Annotated in this window: 12 protein-coding genes and 3 rRNA genes; 2 read left to right on the top strand and 13 right to left on the bottom strand. The window is 67.4% G+C overall.

Features of this window, described 5'->3' with window-relative positions; genetic code table 11:
- Positions 1–118: 118 nt before the first annotated feature.
- From Sru02f_RS10115 to Sru02f_RS10105, 3 genes are read right to left on the bottom strand one after another with little or no spacing between them, the layout of a single operon-like run.
- A complete protein-coding gene (locus Sru02f_RS10115; RefSeq protein ID WP_030187478.1) occupies positions 119–1,024 on the bottom strand; it encodes an NAD kinase in 906 nt (301 codons plus the stop codon).
- On the bottom strand, positions 1,021–1,836 hold the full coding sequence (locus tag Sru02f_RS10110) for a hemolysin (RefSeq protein ID WP_109033539.1): 816 nt from the start codon (positions 1,834–1,836) through the stop codon (positions 1,021–1,023). Before Sru02f_RS10110 ends, Sru02f_RS10115 begins: the two co-directional genes overlap by 4 nt.
- 7 nt (positions 1,837–1,843) lie before the next feature.
- Complete coding sequence (locus tag Sru02f_RS10105; protein WP_109033538.1) at positions 1,844–2,149, bottom strand: hypothetical protein; 306 nt, start codon at positions 2,147–2,149, stop codon at positions 1,844–1,846.
- Between the two features lie 42 nt (positions 2,150–2,191).
- Here Sru02f_RS10105 and Sru02f_RS10100 point away from each other — a divergent pair, with 42 nt between their 5' ends.
- The gene (locus Sru02f_RS10100) at positions 2,192–2,539 is read left to right on the top strand and encodes a sterol-binding protein (RefSeq protein WP_109033537.1); all 348 of its coding nucleotides are present in this window, start codon (positions 2,192–2,194) and stop codon (positions 2,537–2,539) included.
- On the opposite strand, the gene Sru02f_RS10095 is transcribed toward Sru02f_RS10100, so the two are convergent.
- From Sru02f_RS10095 to Sru02f_RS10080, 4 genes are all read right to left on the bottom strand, one after another.
- The gene (locus tag Sru02f_RS10095) at positions 2,523–3,428 is read right to left on the bottom strand and encodes an ABC transporter ATP-binding protein (RefSeq protein ID WP_109033536.1); all 906 of its coding nucleotides are present in this window, start codon (positions 3,426–3,428) and stop codon (positions 2,523–2,525) included. The genes Sru02f_RS10100 and Sru02f_RS10095 overlap by 17 nt on opposite strands.
- Positions 3,425–4,462: a FecCD family ABC transporter permease gene (locus Sru02f_RS10090; RefSeq protein ID WP_167469734.1), complete on the bottom strand. Its 1,038-nt coding sequence runs from the start codon at positions 4,460–4,462 to the stop codon at positions 3,425–3,427. Before Sru02f_RS10090 ends, Sru02f_RS10095 begins: the two co-directional genes overlap by 4 nt.
- 104 nt (positions 4,463–4,566) lie before the next feature.
- A complete protein-coding gene (locus Sru02f_RS10085; protein WP_109033534.1) occupies positions 4,567–5,613 on the bottom strand; it encodes a FecCD family ABC transporter permease in 1,047 nt (348 codons plus the stop codon).
- A gap of 137 nt (positions 5,614–5,750) precedes the next feature.
- Positions 5,751–6,782: an HAD hydrolase-like protein gene (locus tag Sru02f_RS10080; RefSeq protein WP_109033533.1), complete on the bottom strand. Its 1,032-nt coding sequence runs from the start codon at positions 6,780–6,782 to the stop codon at positions 5,751–5,753.
- 72 nt (positions 6,783–6,854) lie between these two features.
- Here Sru02f_RS10080 and Sru02f_RS10075 point away from each other — a divergent pair, with 72 nt between their 5' ends.
- A complete protein-coding gene (locus Sru02f_RS10075; RefSeq protein WP_109033532.1) occupies positions 6,855–8,147 on the top strand; it encodes a DUF1015 domain-containing protein in 1,293 nt (430 codons plus the stop codon).
- A 101-nt stretch (positions 8,148–8,248) separates the two neighbouring features.
- Here Sru02f_RS10075 and Sru02f_RS10070 read toward each other — a convergent pair whose 3' ends face one another.
- The 6 genes from Sru02f_RS10070 to Sru02f_RS10045 form a co-directional block, all read right to left on the bottom strand.
- On the bottom strand, positions 8,249–8,992 hold the full coding sequence (locus Sru02f_RS10070; protein WP_218030720.1) for a tetratricopeptide repeat protein: 744 nt from the start codon (positions 8,990–8,992) through the stop codon (positions 8,249–8,251).
- The gene (locus Sru02f_RS10065) at positions 8,884–9,969 is read right to left on the bottom strand and encodes a hypothetical protein (RefSeq protein WP_373103436.1); all 1,086 of its coding nucleotides are present in this window, start codon (positions 9,967–9,969) and stop codon (positions 8,884–8,886) included. Before Sru02f_RS10065 ends, Sru02f_RS10070 begins: the two co-directional genes overlap by 109 nt.
- Before the next feature lie 272 nt (positions 9,970–10,241).
- Positions 10,242–10,358 (bottom strand): 5S ribosomal RNA (rrf, locus tag Sru02f_RS10060).
- 104 nt (positions 10,359–10,462) lie between these two features.
- A 23S ribosomal RNA gene (locus Sru02f_RS10055) occupies positions 10,463–13,584 on the bottom strand.
- Between the two features lie 275 nt (positions 13,585–13,859).
- A 16S ribosomal RNA gene (locus tag Sru02f_RS10050) occupies positions 13,860–15,387 on the bottom strand.
- The 16S, 23S and 5S rRNA genes sit together here, the layout of an rRNA operon.
- Before the next feature lie 531 nt (positions 15,388–15,918).
- The gene (locus Sru02f_RS10045; RefSeq protein ID WP_109032071.1) at positions 15,919–16,560 is read right to left on the bottom strand and encodes a DNA-3-methyladenine glycosylase; all 642 of its coding nucleotides are present in this window, start codon (positions 16,558–16,560) and stop codon (positions 15,919–15,921) included.
- Between the last annotated feature and the right edge of the window lie 52 nt (positions 16,561–16,612).

Here is a 16,612-nt window from a genome sequence, read left to right as displayed (position 1 = left end):
CACACAGGCTGCCCTTGCAACGCCGTCCGGTGCATGCCGCTCAGGGGCGCGGGGAACTGCGCGACCAGCCACGGACAGCCCGCGGTCGGACCACAACAGAACCACCCCTTCGAGACCGCTAATGGGGCGCCCCGCGCCATCCGGAAACAGGCAACGCGAACTTCGCGACCAGCCGGTCCGTGAACGACGCGTGATGCAGTCGAGCCAGCCGCACCGGCACCGCCCCCCGCCGCACCTCCACCCGCGCCCCCGGCGGCAACTCCACCGTCCGCCGCCCGTCGCACCACAGCACCCCCGGCGGGACGTGCGGCAGCACCTCCACCGCGAGCACCGAGTCCGGCGAGGTCACCAGCGGCTTCGCGAACAGCGCGTGGGCGCTGATCGGCACCATGAGCAGCGCCTCCACCTCGGGCCACACCACGGGGCCCCCGGCCGAGAAGGCGTACGCCGTCGACCCGGTCGGCGTCGACAGCACGATGCCGTCGCAGCCGAACCCGGTCACCGGACGGCCGTCGATCTCCAGCACGACTTCCAGCAGCTTCTCGGCGCCCGCCTTCTGCACGGCGGCCTCGTTCAGCGCCCAGTCGGTGTGCACGATGTCGCCGTTGCGGTGCACGACGACGTCGACCGTCATCCGCTCCTCGACCTCGTAGGCCCGGTTCACCACCCGGTCGACGACCTTGTCGAGGTCGTCGCGCTCGGCCTCCGCGAGGAAGCCGACCCGGCCGAGGTTGACGCCGAGCATGGGCACGCCCGAGGCGCGGGCGAACTCGGCGCCGCGCAGCAGCGTGCCGTCGCCGCCCAGCACGATGAGCAGCTCGCACCCGTCCAGGCACTGCGGGGTGGCCTCGCCGACCAGCTCCACCTCGCCCGGCAGCGGCAGGTCGCGCGCCTCGGCCTCCAGGACCCGTACGCCGATCCCGGCCCGCAGCAGCCCCTTGACCACCAGCTCCGCGCTGCGGATGGCAGCGGGGCGCCCGGTGTGGGCGAGCAGGAAAACAGTACGCGCTCGGTTCTGTGTCAACGCGGCCCCTCCGCCACTGCACGGTCAACGTCGGCCGGGTCCAGTTCACCGGCCCCGGCCCGCAGCCACAGAAAGTACTCGACGTTCCCGGAGGGGCCCGGCAGCGGACTGGCGGTTACCCCCTTCACCCCGAGTCCCAGCTCCCAGGCCTTCCGCGCGACTCCCCGCACGGCCTCGGCCCGCAACTGCGCGCTGCGTACCACTCCCCCGCTGCCCAGCCGCTCCTTCCCCACCTCGAACTGCGGCTTCACCATCATCACCAGGTCGGCGCCCGGCCGGGTGCACCGCACCAGGGCCGGCAGCACCAGTCCGAGCGGGATGAAGGACAGATCCCCCACGACAAGGTCCACGGGCTCCCCATCGATCGCTTCCGGCGTCAACTCCCGTACGTTCGTACGGTCCTTGACGGTGACGCGTTCATCCTGCCGGAGACTCCACGCGAGTTGTCCGTATCCGACGTCCACGGCGACGACGTGGGCGGCGCCCGCCCGCAGCAGTACGTCGGTGAAGCCGCCGGTGGAGGCGCCGGCGTCCAGCGCCCGCCGACCCTCGACGGCGAGGCCCTGCGGTACGAAGGCGGCGAGGGCCCCGGCGAGCTTGTGGCCGCCGCGCGAGACGTAGTCGGGGTCGTTGTCGTCGGCGGTCACGACGATCGCGGCGGCGGTCTCGACCTGCGTGGCGGGTTTGGTCGCGACGGTCTTGCCGACGGTGACCCGCCCGGCGGCGATCAGCTGGCTCGCGTGCTCGCGCGAGCGCGCCAGCTTGCGGCGCACCAGCTCCGCGTCGAGACGGCGGCGTGCGACTCCTGCCACGTTCGGTTCAGCTCCTGCGGTCGTACGGTGATGGCGGTGACGGGGGCGCCGGTGGTCCCGGGCGGGTGTCGAGCGCGGTGAGCGCGTCGCGCAGCCCCCGGTGTACATCCTCGTACACCTCGACGTGTCCGTCGGTGGCCAGGTGGTCGGCGTCGGCCAGCCGCGCCAGTCCGGCGTCGACCTCGGCGTTCCCGGTGGGGTCGCGCGGGACGCCCAGCGGGGCGGGGGCCGCAGGCTCGTACCCGGGGTCGGTGCCCACCCCGGGCTCCGCCTGCTCGGGCTCGGTCTCCGGCTCCGGTACTGCGTCGCTCATGCCCCGACGCTACCGCGTGGCGCTGGGGTACGGTCGGTCCCGATGGCGACGACTGAGGAGTGCCGTGCCGCACTCGACAAGCTCTCGGACAACATGCGGGGCGCCGAAGGGGACGTGCGGTCGGCCACTGAGCTGGACCGCTCGGTGAGCTGCCACATCACCGACCTGGACGTCACCTTCGCCGGACGCATGGCGGACGGCCGCATCGACGTGCGCGAGACCCTGGAGGGGCCGCCGCGCGAGCGGGCCGAGATCAGGCTGGCCATGACCGGCGACGACCTGGTGGCCCTGGTGGCGGGCGAACTGAACTTCGCCAGGGCCTGGGGCTCGGGCCGGGTGAAGCTGGAAGCGGGCCTGCGCGACCTGCTCCGGCTCAGGAAGCTCCTGTAGCGACCGCCTTCGCCTGCTTGGTCACCTGCTCGCTCACCTGCTTGGTGCGCCCTTTGCGGGCGGCCGGCACCACCAGCGGCGTGCCCGTCTCGGGATCGTCGATGACCTGGCAGCGCAGCCCGAAGACCCGCTCGACCAGGTCGGCGGTGACGATGTCCTTCGGCGCGCCCTCGGCGACGACCTGCCCGTCGCGCAGGGCGATGAGGTGGGTGGCGTAGCGGGCGGCGTGGTTGAGGTCGTGCAGCACGGCCACGAGGGTGCGGCCCTGCTCCTCGTGGAGTTCCGCGCACAGGTCGAGGACGTCGATCTGGTGCTGGATGTCCAGGTACGTCGTCGGCTCGTCGAGGAGCAGCAGCGGGGTCTGCTGGGCGAGCGCCATGGCGATCCACACGCGCTGGCGCTGTCCGCCGGAGAGTTCGTCGACGTAGCGGTCGGCCAGCTCCGAGATGCCGGTCTGGGCCATCGACTCCTGGACGACCCGCTCGTCCTCGGTCGACCACTGACGCAGGATTCCCTGGTGCGGGTAGCGGCCGCGGCCGACGAGGTCGCCGACGGTGATGCCGTCCGGCGCGATGGACGACTGCGGGAGCAGGCCGAGGGTCCGGGCGACCTGCTTGGCGGGCATCGACTGGATGACCGACCCGTCGAGCAGCACCCGGCCCCGGCTCGGCTTGAGCATCCGTGACAGGGCGCGCAGCAGGGTGGACTTGCCGCACGCGTTCGGGCCGACGATCACGGTGAAGGAGTTGTCGGGTATCTCCACCGACAGCTTCTCCGCGATGACCCGCTGGTCGTAGGCGAGGGTGACGTTCTCGGCGGTCAGGCGGTTCACGTTGCTGTTGCTCCTTCGGTTGTTCGGCCCGCTGCGGTGGCCGGTGCCGGCGCTCATATCCGGCCCGCCTTGCGCTCGGTGACCAGCAGCCACAGCAGGTAGACGCCGCCGAGTACGCCGGTGACGACGCCCACGGGCAGTTGCTCGGCGCCGAAAACCCGCTGCGAGACGAAGTCCGCACCGACCAGCAGGGCGGCACCCATGCACAGGGACGGCAGCAGGTTGGGGCCGGGCGAGCGGGTGAGGCGCCGGGCGAGCTGCGGCGCGGTGAGGGCCACGAAGCTGACCGGTCCGGCGGCGGCGGTGGCCGCGGCGGTGAGCAGCACGGCGGCCACCATCAGCAGCGCCCGCACCCGCTCGACGCGTACCCCGAGGGCGTACGAGACGTCGTCGCCCATCTCCATCATCCGCAGCGCCCGTCCGTTGGTGAGCACGAGCGGCACTAGCACCGCACACAGCGCGAGCAGGGGCCAGACCTGGTCCCAGTCACGGCCGTTGAGGGACCCGGTCATCCAGACGACGGCACGCGAGGCGTCGACGATGTCCGCCCGGGTCATCAGGTAGCCGTTGACCGCCGTGACGATCGCGGACACCCCGATACCGACCAGAACCAGCCGGTATCCATGCACGCCCCGCTTCCAGGCGAGCAGATAGATGGCGAGACCGGTCACCAGGCCGCCGACGAGCGCGCCGACGGTGACCTGGGCCGAGCTGCCGGAGAACAGGACGATCATGATGAGCGCACCGGCCGTCGCACCCTGCCCGAGTCCCAGGACGTCCGGACTGCCGAGCGGGTTGCGGGAGATGGCCTGGAAGAGCGCGCCGCCGACGCCGAGCGCGGCGCCGACCAGCAGCCCGACCAGGACCCGCGGCAGCCGCAGCTCGTTGACGATGAACTCCTGCCCGGCGTTGCCCTGGCCGACCAGGGTCTTCAGCACGTCGACGGCCGGTATGTCGAAGTCGCCGGTACCGATCAGCAGCACGCTCGCGGCGAGCGCGAGGAGCAGCAGCAGCGCGACGACCACCGCGGCCCGCACGTCGAGGCGAAGCGACAGCCCGCCCGGAGTGCGGACGGCCCGACTCCTCTTCACGGTCTTCGCGGTCCTTCCGGCCTTCGCGGTCCTTCCGGCCTTCGCGGTCTTCCCGCTCTCCGCGGTCTTCCCGCTCTCCGCGGTCTTCCCGTTCTTCGCGGTACTCACAGCTGGGCCGTCCTCCGCCGTCGTACGAGAAAGATGAAGACCGGCCCGCCGAGGACGGCGGTGACGATGCCGACCTGGAGCTCCGACGGCCGGGCGACGATCCGGCCGAGGACGTCCGCGCCCAGCAGCAGCACCGGGGACAGGATCGCCGCGTAGGGCAGGATCCAGCGCATGTCGGGTCCGGTGAAGGAGCGGACGATGTGCGGGATCATCAGCCCGACGAACACGATCGGCCCGCAGGCGGCGGTCGCGGCCCCGCACAGCACGGTCGCGGCGAGCATGGACAGCGCCCGGGTGCGGTTCAGGTTGGCGCCGAGGGCCTTGGCGGTGTCGTCGCCCATCTCCATGGCGTTGAGCGGCCGGGCGAGCGCTAGGGCGAGGACCGTGCCCACCACGAAGAACGGCAGCACCTCTCGGATGGTGCCGTTCGTCGCCGAGGCGAGCGAACCGACCGTCCAGAAGCGCATCCTGCCCAGCGCTGCGTCATCCATGATCATCACGGCCTGGAGGTAGCCGAAGAGAGCGGCGCTGATCGCGGTGCCGGCCAGTACCAGCCGCACCGGCGTGGCCCCCCGGCTGCCACCCAGGAACCAGACCAGCGCGCCGACCCCCGCCGCACCGGCGAAGGCGAACCAGACGTACCCGGTCAGCGAGGTGACGCCGAAGAAGGTGATGCCCGTGACCACGGCCGCCGAGGCGCCCGCGTTGATGCCGAGCAGTCCGGGATCGGCCAGCGGATTGCGGGTCAGCGCCTGCAGCACGGCTCCCGCGAGGCCGAGGGCGGCGCCGGCCAGCAGGCCGAGGACGGTCCGCGACAGCCGCTCGCCGACCACGACGTCGCCGTAGGTGCCCGAGTCGTGGAAGAGGCCGTGCCAGACCTCCCCCAGGGACAGGTCCTTCGCACCGACCGCGATGCTCGCCAACACGATCAACACCAGGACCGCCACGGAGACGGGCAGCCCCGCGGCACGCAGGACGCGGCGCTTGGAGGGCGGCGCGGGAGCGGTCTCCGCGCGCTGTTCGGGGGGACTGTCGACCAACACGCAGTTAGGTTAGCCTACCCTGCCAATCGATCACGATCCCCGAGCCTTCCCGAGGCCGCCCCGGCCCGGCACCACGCCCCCTGTACGCACCCCGGCGCACACCGGCCCGCCACCGGGCGTCTTCCCCGTACACCGCGTCACAACCCCAACCGCGCCAGCGCCTTCCCCGAGTCCAGCCCGCAGCCCCGCTCCCCGCCCGCCGTCCAGGCCGCCGCGCACAGGGCCCGCAGCCCGTCCAGCGCCGCGCCGTCGCCGTCCAGCTCCAGCCGCTCCCCGCCGGCCGTCGCCGTCCAGCCTCCGCACCGGAAGCCTTCCTCCGCGTCACCGGTGACCTCCGGCTGCCCGGTGAGCAGCCCCCGCAGATCGGCGTCGACGTACGTCGGCCGGTGCCGCGGCGGCGCCGCAAGCAGCTGCGCCCCGTCGGTCACACCGGTCAGGACGAGCAGCGAGTCGACCTCCCCGTTGAACGCCCCCTCGATGTCCGTGTCCAGCCGGTCGCCCACCACCAACGGGCGCCGGGCGCCGGTCCGCAGGATCGTCTCCCGGTGCATGGGCGGCAGGGGCTTGCCCGCGACCTGCGGCTCGGCGCCGGTCGCGATCCGCACGACCTCCACCGCCGCGCCGTTGCCCGGAGCGATCCCGCGGGCGCCCGGGATGGTCAGGTCGGTGTTGGAGGCGTACCAGGGCACGCCCCGCGCGATCGCGTAGCAGGCCTCGGCGAACCGCCCCCACGGCAGCTCCGGCCCGCCGAACCCCTGCACCACGGCCGCCGGATCGTCCTCGGCCGACTCCACGGGCTCGAGGCCGCGCTCCCGCAGCGCCACGCGCAGCCCTTCACCGCCGATCACCAGCACCCGCGCCCCCGGGGGCAGCTGCTCCGCCATCAGCCGGGCCACCGCCTGCGCCGACGTGATGACGTCCGCGGCCCCTGTCGGTATACCCAGCTCGGTCAGGTGCGCGGCCACCACGTCGGGGGTCCGGAGCGCGTTGTTGGTGACGTAGGCCAGGCGCATCCCGCCGTCGCGGGCCGCCGCGAGGGAGTCGACGGCGTGAGCGATCGCGTTCCCCCCGGCGTACACCACTCCGTCCAGGTCGAGCAGCGCCGTGTCGTACGCCTCACTCAGGTCCGGCCCACTGCCCGCGGGCCTCGTCCTGACGCTCCGGCTCATTGCGCATCGCTCCTCGTTCGTCGCCTTTCCCCCGATCATCCCCCATGCCACTGACACACGTACGATGCCGGGATGAACTCTGCAGGTCACCCGGAAGCAACGGCGCGCCGGGGCCTGGAACTCACCCCGTTCCGAGGCCTCCGCTACGACCCCGACCGGGTCGGCAGCCTGGCCGCCGTGACCTCCCCGCCCTACGACGTCGTGGTCCGCCCCGACGGCCTGCTACACCTCGAGTCGGCCGACCCGTACAACATCGTCCGCCTGATCCTGCCCCAGGCCGCCACACCCGAGGCGCGCAACGAGCAGGCCGCCCGCACCCTGCGGCGCTGGACGGCGGAGGGCATCCTGACCACCGACCCCGAACCGGGTCTGTACGTCTACGAACAGCGCGACCGCGAGGGCATGCTGCAGCGCGGCATCATCGGCGCCCTGCGCGTGTCGGACCCGTCCGAGCAGGTGGTCCTGCCGCACGAGGACGTCATGCCGCACGTAGTCGCCGACCGCGCGGCACTCATGCGGGCCACCCGGGCGAACCTCGAGCCGCTGCTCCTGACCTACCGCGGCGACGACGAGACGTCGGCCACCACCGCCCTCGTGGAACGCACGGCCGAGCAGCAGCCGCTCCTCTCCACGACCACGGAGGACGGCTTCTGCCATCGCCTGTGGTCGGTCACCGACCCGGACACCGTGGCCCGCGTCCGGACGGAGCTGTCCCGGCACCAGGCCCTCATCGCCGACGGCCACCACCGCTGGGCCACCTACCGCACCCTGCGTGCGGAACATCCTTCGCCCAGCCCGTGGGACCACGGCCTGGTCCTCCTGGTCGACACGGCCCGCTACCCGCTCCGCGTCCGCGCCATCCACCGGCTCCTGCACGGCGTCCCGGTGCACGAAGCCGTGGCCGCGCTGGACGGACACTTCCGCGTCCGCCGCCTGGACACGCCGCTGGACGCGTCTCTGGAAACCCTGGCGAAGGCCACCGACGTGGGCAACGCCTTCCTCCTCGCCGGCGACGGCGCCTTCCACCTCGTCGACCTGCCGGATCCCGGCCTGCTGGCCCGCACGGTCCCCACCGACCGGCCCGAGGCCTGGCGCACCCTGGACGCCACCGTCCTGCACGCCACGCTCCTCGCCCACGTCTGGCACGTTCCGGACGACTCGGCGTCCCACATCTCCTACATCCACGACACGGCGGCCACCGTCGAGAAGGCCGAGCGCGACGGCGGTACGGCGGTGCTGATGCACCCGGTCCGCGAGGAGGTCGTCCGCGAACTGGCCCGACAGGGCGTCACGATGCCCCGCAAGTCGACCTCCTTCGGCCCGAAACCGGCCTCGGGCCTGGTACTGCGCCCACTCGACGCCTGAGACGGCCTGGTGACACGCCGAGGGGCGGGACCGCGAACCGGTCCCGCCCCCTCGACTCGCCCTCAGGCGTCAGGCCGTCAGGCCGTCAGGCCGTCAGGCCGTCAATCCTTGTCGCCGTCGCCGTCCTCGGCGGAAGGCCTCTGGTCATCGCTCTCGGACTCACCCTCGTCCAGGGCGTCCATGAACTCCACGCCGTCCAGCTCGGCGAGCCGGTCGGACGCGTCCGTGCTGCCGTCCCGGTCCGACTCCACGGCCTTCGCGAACCACTCCCGCGCCTCCTGCTCCCGGCCGGCGGCCAGCAGCGCGTCGGCGTAGGCGTACCGCAGCCGCGCGGTCCACGGCTGTACGGAGTTCGAGGCGAGCTCGGGGCTCTGCAGCGTCACGATGGCCGCGTCCAGCTGCCCCATGTCACGCCGGGCACCGGCCGCCACCAGGCGCATCTCGACCTGACCGGCCTTGTCCAGCTTGTGCACCTCGGGGGCACCGGCCATGTCCAGCGCCTTCTCCGGACGGCCGAGCCCGCGCTCGCAGTCGGCCATCACCGGCCACAGCTCGACGGAACCGGTCATGCGCCGAGCGGCCCGGAACTCCGCCAGCGCCTCGGCGTACTTCTGGTTGGCGTACGCGGCGAACCCGGCCGCCTCCCGTACGGCGGCGACGCGGGACGCCAGGCGCAGGGCGACCCTGGAGTAGCCGTACGCGGCCTCCGGGTCCTCGTCGAGCAGCCGCGCGACCATCACCAGGTTCCGGGCGACATCCTCCGCGAGCGTCTTGGGCAGGCTCTGCAGCTCCTGCCGCACGTCCTTGTCGATCTCGTCGCCCGTGACCTCCTCGGGGATCGGCAGCCGCTTGATCGGCTCCCGGTCACGGTCGCGCTCCTCGCGGAAACGGCCACCGCCGCCCTGCCGGTCGTCACGGCCTCGGTAGCCGCCGGGCCGCCCTCCGCGGTCGTCACGACGGGGCCCACGACCTCCGCGGTCGTCGCGCCCGCGGAACCCACCACGGTCACCACCCCGGCCGTCGTCACGCCGGCCGAATCCGCCGCGCTCACCACGGTTGTCGTCCCGACGGAAGCCGCCACGATCGCCACGGTCGTCACGCCGGTCGTCGCGCCGGTCGTCACGACGGAAGGCAGGACGGTCGTCACGCCGGTCGTCACGCCGGAAGGCAGGACGGTCGTCACGCCGGTCGTCACGACGGAAGGCAGGACGATCATCCCGACGGTCGTCACGACGGAAGGCAGGACGATCATCGCGACGGTCGTCACGACGGTCATCCCTCCGGTACGAGGGACGGTCACCGCGGTCACCACGGTCGTCACGACGGTACGAGGGGCGGTCGCCCCGGTCCCCACGCTCACCACGGTCGTCACGGCGGAAGGACGGACGCTCACCACCCCGGTCATCCCGACGGAAACCCCGGTCGCCACCACGGTCGCGATCGTCCCGACGCCCGTACCCGCCACCGCGGTTGTCCTCGCGACGACCGTCACGACGGTCATCACGGCGATCGTCACGACGGTCCTCCCGACGGAAACCACCGCGCTGCCCACCGCGGTCATCGCGCCGATCGTCACGACGGTCGTCGCGGCGATCGTCCCGTCGGAAGGCGGGACGGTCCCCGCGGTCTCCGCGGTCGTCACGACGGTACGAGGGACGGTCGCCCCGGTCCCCACGCTCACCACGGTCGTCACGGCGGAAGGACGGACGCTCACCACCCCGGTCATCCCGACGGAAACCCCGGTCGCCACCACGATCGCGATCGTCCCGACGCGGCCCACGGTCCCGGTCGTCCCGGCGGAAGCCACCACGCTGTCCGCCACGGTCGTCGCCCCGGCGGTCGTCTCGGCGGTCGTCTCGACGGAACCCGCCACGGTCCCCGCGCTGATCCCTGCGGTCACCGCGGTCACCACTGTCCCGTCGGCGCTGGTCGCGCTCCGGTCGGTCGTCGGGAGAGTTGGTGGACATTGGTGACTCCTGTCTTCGGTACCGCAAGTCATTCTCGCGCAACCGGGTACCCGGTGCGCCCTGGAAAAACGAAAGGACCCCTGGTCCCCAGCTGAACGCTGGGGACCAGGGGTCCTTTCCAAAGATTGTTCGGCGGCGTCCTACTCTCCCACAGGGTCCCCCCTGCAGTACCATCGGCGCTGTAAGGCTTAGCTTCCGGGTTCGAAATGTAACCGGGCGTTTCCCCTACGCTATGACCACCGAAACCCTAATGGTTTCGAGCGAACAAGCACACTCTTTAATTGTGCGTTCTACTCAAATCCGGCAACGGTCGTTGCCTCAGAACTAACACAGTGGACGCGAGCAACTGAGGACAAGCCCTCGGCCTATTAGTACCGGTCACCTCCACACCTCACGGTGCTTCCAGATCCGGCCTATCAACCCAGTCGTCTACTGGGAGCCTTAACCCCTCAAGGGGGTGGGAGTCCTCATCTCGAAGCAGGCTTCCCGCTTAGATGCTTTCAGCGGTTATCCCTCCCGAACGTAGCCAACCAGCCATGCCCTTGGCAGAACAACTGGCACACCAGAGGTTCGTCCGTCCCGGTCCTCTCGTACTAGGGACAGCCCTTCTCAAGACTCCTACGCGCACAGCGGATAGGGACCGAACTGTCTCACGACGTTCTAAACCCAGCTCGCGTACCGCTTTAATGGGCGAACAGCCCAACCCTTGGGACCGACTCCAGCCCCAGGATGCGACGAGCCGACATCGAGGTGCCAAACCATCCCGTCGATATGGACTCTTGGGGAAGATCAGCCTGTTATCCCCGGGGTACCTTTTATCCGTTGAGCGACGGCGCTTCCACAAGCCACCGCCGGATCACTAGTCCCGACTTTCGTCCCTGCTCGACCCGTCGGTCTCACAGTCAAGCTCCCTTGTGCACTTACACTCAACACCTGATTGCCAACCAGGCTGAGGGAACCTTTGGGCGCCTCCGTTACTCTTTAGGAGGCAACCGCCCCAGTTAAACTACCCATCAGACACTGTCCCTGATCCGGATCACGGACCCAGGTTAGACATCCAGCACGACCAGACTGGTATTTCAACGACGACTCCACCCACACTGGCGTGCGAGCTTCAAAGTCTCCCAGCTATCCTACACAAGCCGAACCGAACACCAATATCAAACTGTAGTAAAGGTCCCGGGGTCTTTCCGTCCTGCTGCGCGAAACGAGCATCTTTACTCGTAGTGCAATTTCACCGGGCCTATGGTTGAGACAGTCGAGAAGTCGTTACGCCATTCGTGCAGGTCGGAACTTACCCGACAAGGAATTTCGCTACCTTAGGATGGTTATAGTTACCACCGCCGTTTACTGGCGCTTAAGTTCTCAGCTTCGCCCCACCGAAATGGAGCTAACCGGTCCCCTTAACGTTCCAGCACCGGGCAGGCGTCAGTCCGTATACATCGCCTTACGGCTTCGCACGGACCTGTGTTTTTAGTAAACAGTCGCTTCTCGCTGGTCTCTGCGGCCACCCCCAGCTCACGGAGTAAATCCGGTCACCGGGTGTGGCCCCCCTTCTCCCGAAGTTACGGGGGCATTTTGCCGAGTTCCTTAACCATAGTTCACCCGAACGCCTCGGTATTCTCTACCTGACCACCTGAGTCGGTTTAGGGTACGGGCCGCCATGAAACTCGCTAGAGGCTTTTCTCGACAGCATAGGATCATCCACTTCACCACAATCGGCTCGGCATCAGGTCTCAGCCTCGTGTGCGACGGATTTACCTACCGCACGGCCTACACCCTTACCCCGGGACAACCACCGCCCGGGATGGACTACCTTCCTGCGTCACCCCATCACTCACCTACTAACCGCTTGGTTCGGCGGCTCCACCACTCCCCTCAACTCCGAAGAGATCAGGGCGGCTTCACGGCCTTAGCATCACGATGCTCGATGTTTGACGCTTCACAGCGGGTACCGGAATATCAACCGGTTATCCATCGACTACGCCTGTCGGCCTCGCCTTAGGTCCCGACTTACCCTGGGCAGATCAGCTTGACCCAGGAACCCTTAGTCAATCGGCGCAAACGTTTCTCACGTTTGTATCGCTACTCATGCCTGCATTCTCACTCGTGAACCGTCCACAACTCGCTTCCGCGGCTGCTTCACCCGGCACACGACGCTCCCCTACCCATCACAGCTAGGCGTTGGCCGTATTGCTGCAATGACACGACTTCGGCGGTACGCTTGAGCCCCGCTACATTGTCGGCGCGGAATCACTAGACCAGTGAGCTATTACGCACTCTTTCAAGGGTGGCTGCTTCTAAGCCAACCTCCTGGTTGTCTGTGCGACTCCACATCCTTTCCCACTTAGCGTACGCTTAGGGGCCTTAGTCGATGCTCTGGGCTGTTTCCCTCTCGACCATGGAGCTTATCCCCCACAGTCTCACTGCCGCGCTCTCACTTACCGGCATTCGGAGTTTGGCTAAGGTCAGTAACCCGGTAGGGCCCATCGCCTATCCAGTGCTCTACCTCCGGCAAGAAACACACGACGCTGCACCTAAATGCATTTCGGGGAGAACCAGCTATCACGGAGTTTGATTGGCCTTTCACCCCTAACCACAGGTCATCCCCCAGGTTTTCAACCCTGGTGGGTTCGGTCCTCCACGACCTCTTACAGCCGCTTCAACCTGCCCATGGCTAGATCACTCCGCTTCGGGTCTTGAGCGTGCTACTGAACCGCCCTGTTCGGACTCGCTTTCGCTACGGCTTCCCCACCCGGGTTAACCTCGCAACACACCGCAAACTCGCAGGCTCATTCTTCAAAAGGCACGCAGTCACGAGATACGTGCAAGCACGTATCCGACGCTCCCACGGCTTGTAGGCACACGGTTTCAGGTACTATTTCACTCCGCTCCCGCGGTACTTTTCACCATTCCCTCACGGTACTATCCGCTATCGGTCACCAGGGAATATTTAGGCTTAGCGGGTGGTCCCGCCAGATTCACACGGGATTTCTCGGGCCCCGTGCTACTTGGGTGTCTCTCAAACGAGCCGCTGACGTTTCGACTACGGGGGTCTTACCCTCTACGCCGGACCTTTCGCATGTCCTTCGCCTACATCAACGGTTTCTGACTCGTCCTGTTGCCGGCAGACAACAGAAGAGAGATCCCACAACCCCGCACACGCAACCCCTGCCGGGTCTCACACGTATACGGTTTAGCCTCATCCGGTTTCGCTCGCCACTACTCCCGGAATCACGGTTGTTTTCTCTTCCTGCGGGTACTGAGATGTTTCACTTCCCCGCGTTCCCTCCACACTGCCTATGTGTTCAGCAGCGGGTGACAGCCCATGACGACTGCCGGGTTTCCCCATTCGGACACCCCCGGATCAAAGCCTGGTTGACGACTCCCCGGGGCCTATCGTGGCCTCCCACGTCCTTCATCGGTTCCTGGTGCCAAGGCATCCACCGTGCGCCCTTAAAAACTTGGCCACAGATGCTCGCGTCCACTGTGCAGTTCTCAAACAACGACCAACCACCCATCACCCCGGAACCTACATCCCGAGTGCACTGGAGCTAAGCACTGAAGGAAATTCATTCCCTCAGATACCCAACAGCGTGCCCGACACCCTTGCCTTCCCTCACTCGTGTTCCACGCCGAAGCAGTACTGACGAGAAGATCAGGATCAAGTGTGCCGAGTAGTCAACGTTCCACCCATGAGCAACCGTGCAGGACATTTGCCTGCAGTCGGCTATGTGCTCCTTAGAAAGGAGGTGATCCAGCCGCACCTTCCGGTACGGCTACCTTGTTACGACTTCGTCCCAATCGCCAGTCCCACCTTCGACAGCTCCCTCCCACAAGGGGTTGGGCCACCGGCTTCGGGTGTTACCGACTTTCGTGACGTGACGGGCGGTGTGTACAAGGCCCGGGAACGTATTCACCGCAGCAATGCTGATCTGCGATTACTAGCGACTCCGACTTCATGGGGTCGAGTTGCAGACCCCAATCCGAACTGAGACCGGCTTTTTGAGATTCGCTCCACCTTGCGGTATCGCAGCTCATTGTACCGGCCATTGTAGCACGTGTGCAGCCCAAGACATAAGGGGCATGATGACTTGACGTCGTCCCCACCTTCCTCCGAGTTGACCCCGGCGGTCTCCCGTGAGTCCCCAACACCCCGAAGGGCTTGCTGGCAACACGGGACAAGGGTTGCGCTCGTTGCGGGACTTAACCCAACATCTCACGACACGAGCTGACGACAGCCATGCACCACCTGTACACCGACCACAAGGGGGGCACCATCTCTGATGCTTTCCGGTGTATGTCAAGCCTTGGTAAGGTTCTTCGCGTTGCGTCGAATTAAGCCACATGCTCCGCCGCTTGTGCGGGCCCCCGTCAATTCCTTTGAGTTTTAGCCTTGCGGCCGTACTCCCCAGGCGGGGCACTTAATGCGTTAGCTGCGGCACGGACAACGTGGAATGTTGCCCACACCTAGTGCCCACCGTTTACGGCGTGGACTACCAGGGTATCTAATCCTGTTCGCTCCCCACGCTTTCGCTCCTCAGCGTCAGTATCGGCCCAGAGATCCGCCTTCGCCACCGGTGTTCCTCCTGATATCTGCGCATTTCACCGCTACACCAGGAATTCCGATCTCCCCTACCGAACTCTAGCCTGCCCGTATCGACTGCAGACCCGGGGTTAAGCCCCGGGCTTTCACAACCGACGTGACAAGCCGCCTACGAGCTCTTTACGCCCAATAATTCCGGACAACGCTTGCGCCCTACGTATTACCGCGGCTGCTGGCACGTAGTTAGCTAAGCGCTTCTTCTGCAGGTACCGTCACTTTCGCTTCTTCCCTGCTGAAAGAGGTTTACAACCCGAAGGCCGTCATCCCTCACGCGGCGTCGCTGCATCAGGCTTTCGCCCATTGTGCAATATTCCCCACTGCTGCCTCCCGTAGGAGTCTGGGCCGTGTCTCAGTCCCAGTGTGGCCGGTCGCCCTCTCAGGCCGGCTACCCGTCGTCGCCTTGGTGAGCCATTACCTCACCAACAAGCTGATAGGCCGCGGGCTCATCCTGCACCGCCGGAGCTTTCGACCCTCGCAGATGCCTGCGAGGGTCAGTATCCGGTATTAGACCCCGTTTCCAGGGCTTGTCCCAGAGTGCAGGGCAGATTGCCCACGTGTTACTCACCCGTTCGCCACTAATCCCCACCGAAGTGGTTCATCGTTCGACTTGCATGTGTTAAGCACGCCGCCAGCGTTCGTCCTGAGCCAGGATCAAACTCTCCGTGAATGTTTACCCGTAATCGGGTGACACCACGAGAGCGGAACAGTCGGAGGAATAATCCGACCGTTCACAGCGTCCTCGCTGTTGTTGTGTTACTTCAAAGGAACCTCAACCCGATCAGGAATCCGATCAGGTCGGGGTATCAACATATCTGGCGTTGACTTTTGGCACGCTGTTGAGTTCTCAAGGAACGGACGCTTCCTTTGTACTCACCCTCTCGGGCTTTCCTCCGGGCGCTTCCCTTCGGTCTTGCGTTTCCGACTCTATCAGATCCTTTTCGATCCGATTCCCTGTCGGCGGGATTTGTCGATCGCCTTCGCGCTTTCGCTCGTCGGCCTTTCGACATTCACTACGTTAGCCGATCTCTCCGTGGACTCATAATCGAGTCCCGCGAGTTTGAATTCAGGCATGCGGACATGCCGAATTCGCTCCCGCTGAGGGAAGTCGTAGGTAGTGGGTTGGCCGCTTCCGGCTGCAGGCGATTGCCGTACCCGGGTCAAGCGGCTCGGGCTACCTTACGCGTCTCCCAAAGGGGAGTCAACTTCGGCGCTTCCTAGGGACATGGGCCCGGTACGGGCTGACCGTCGGGTCGTCGGCGACCCAGTAGCGCCAGGGGTGCACGCCGCCTTCGCCGGCCACGCCGGTACGGGGCCCGTTCCGTACCTGGTCACCGGGTACGGGGGTACCCGTCAGGATGCGCAGCGGCGTCTCCCGGGACGTGCACGCGTCCGTGCCGTTCAACGCCCGGTCCACGCCCAGGGCGGTGGCGAGGCGGGCCGGGCCTTTGGCCAGTTCCTTGTCATTGCGGGCGGAGAGCCGACGGGTCCGGGCCAGCTCGGCACCCTCGATGATCTCGCCGGCCCGGAGCAGAACCGCGCTCGACCTGCCCTCGGGGCCGCACACCAGGTTCATGCAGAACCACATGCCGTAGGTGAAGTAGACGTACACGTGTCCGGGAGGACCGAACATCACCTCGTTGCGAGGGGTCCGACCGCGGTAGGCGTGGGAGCCGGGGTCGTTCTGACCGTCGTAGGCCTCCACCTCCGTCAGGCGGAGGGCGATCGGGCCGTCCGGACTCGTGCGCACCAGGATGCGGCCCAGGAGGTCGGGGGCCACCTCGAGGACGGGGCGGTCGAAGAATTCCCTGGGCAGGGGCGTACGGTCGGGGCTCGCGATCATGCCGTCCGAGCGTAACGCAGCCGGGACCGTGCGCGGGGTGGTCGGGGAGCGT

Origin of the sequence: Streptomyces rubrogriseus (assembly GCF_027947575.1) — a bacterium.
GTDB classification, from domain to species: domain Bacteria; phylum Actinomycetota; class Actinomycetes; order Streptomycetales; family Streptomycetaceae; genus Streptomyces; species Streptomyces rubrogriseus.
Note: the sequence above shows the minus strand (reverse complement) of the source record. Positions and strands in the feature narration are given on the sequence as shown.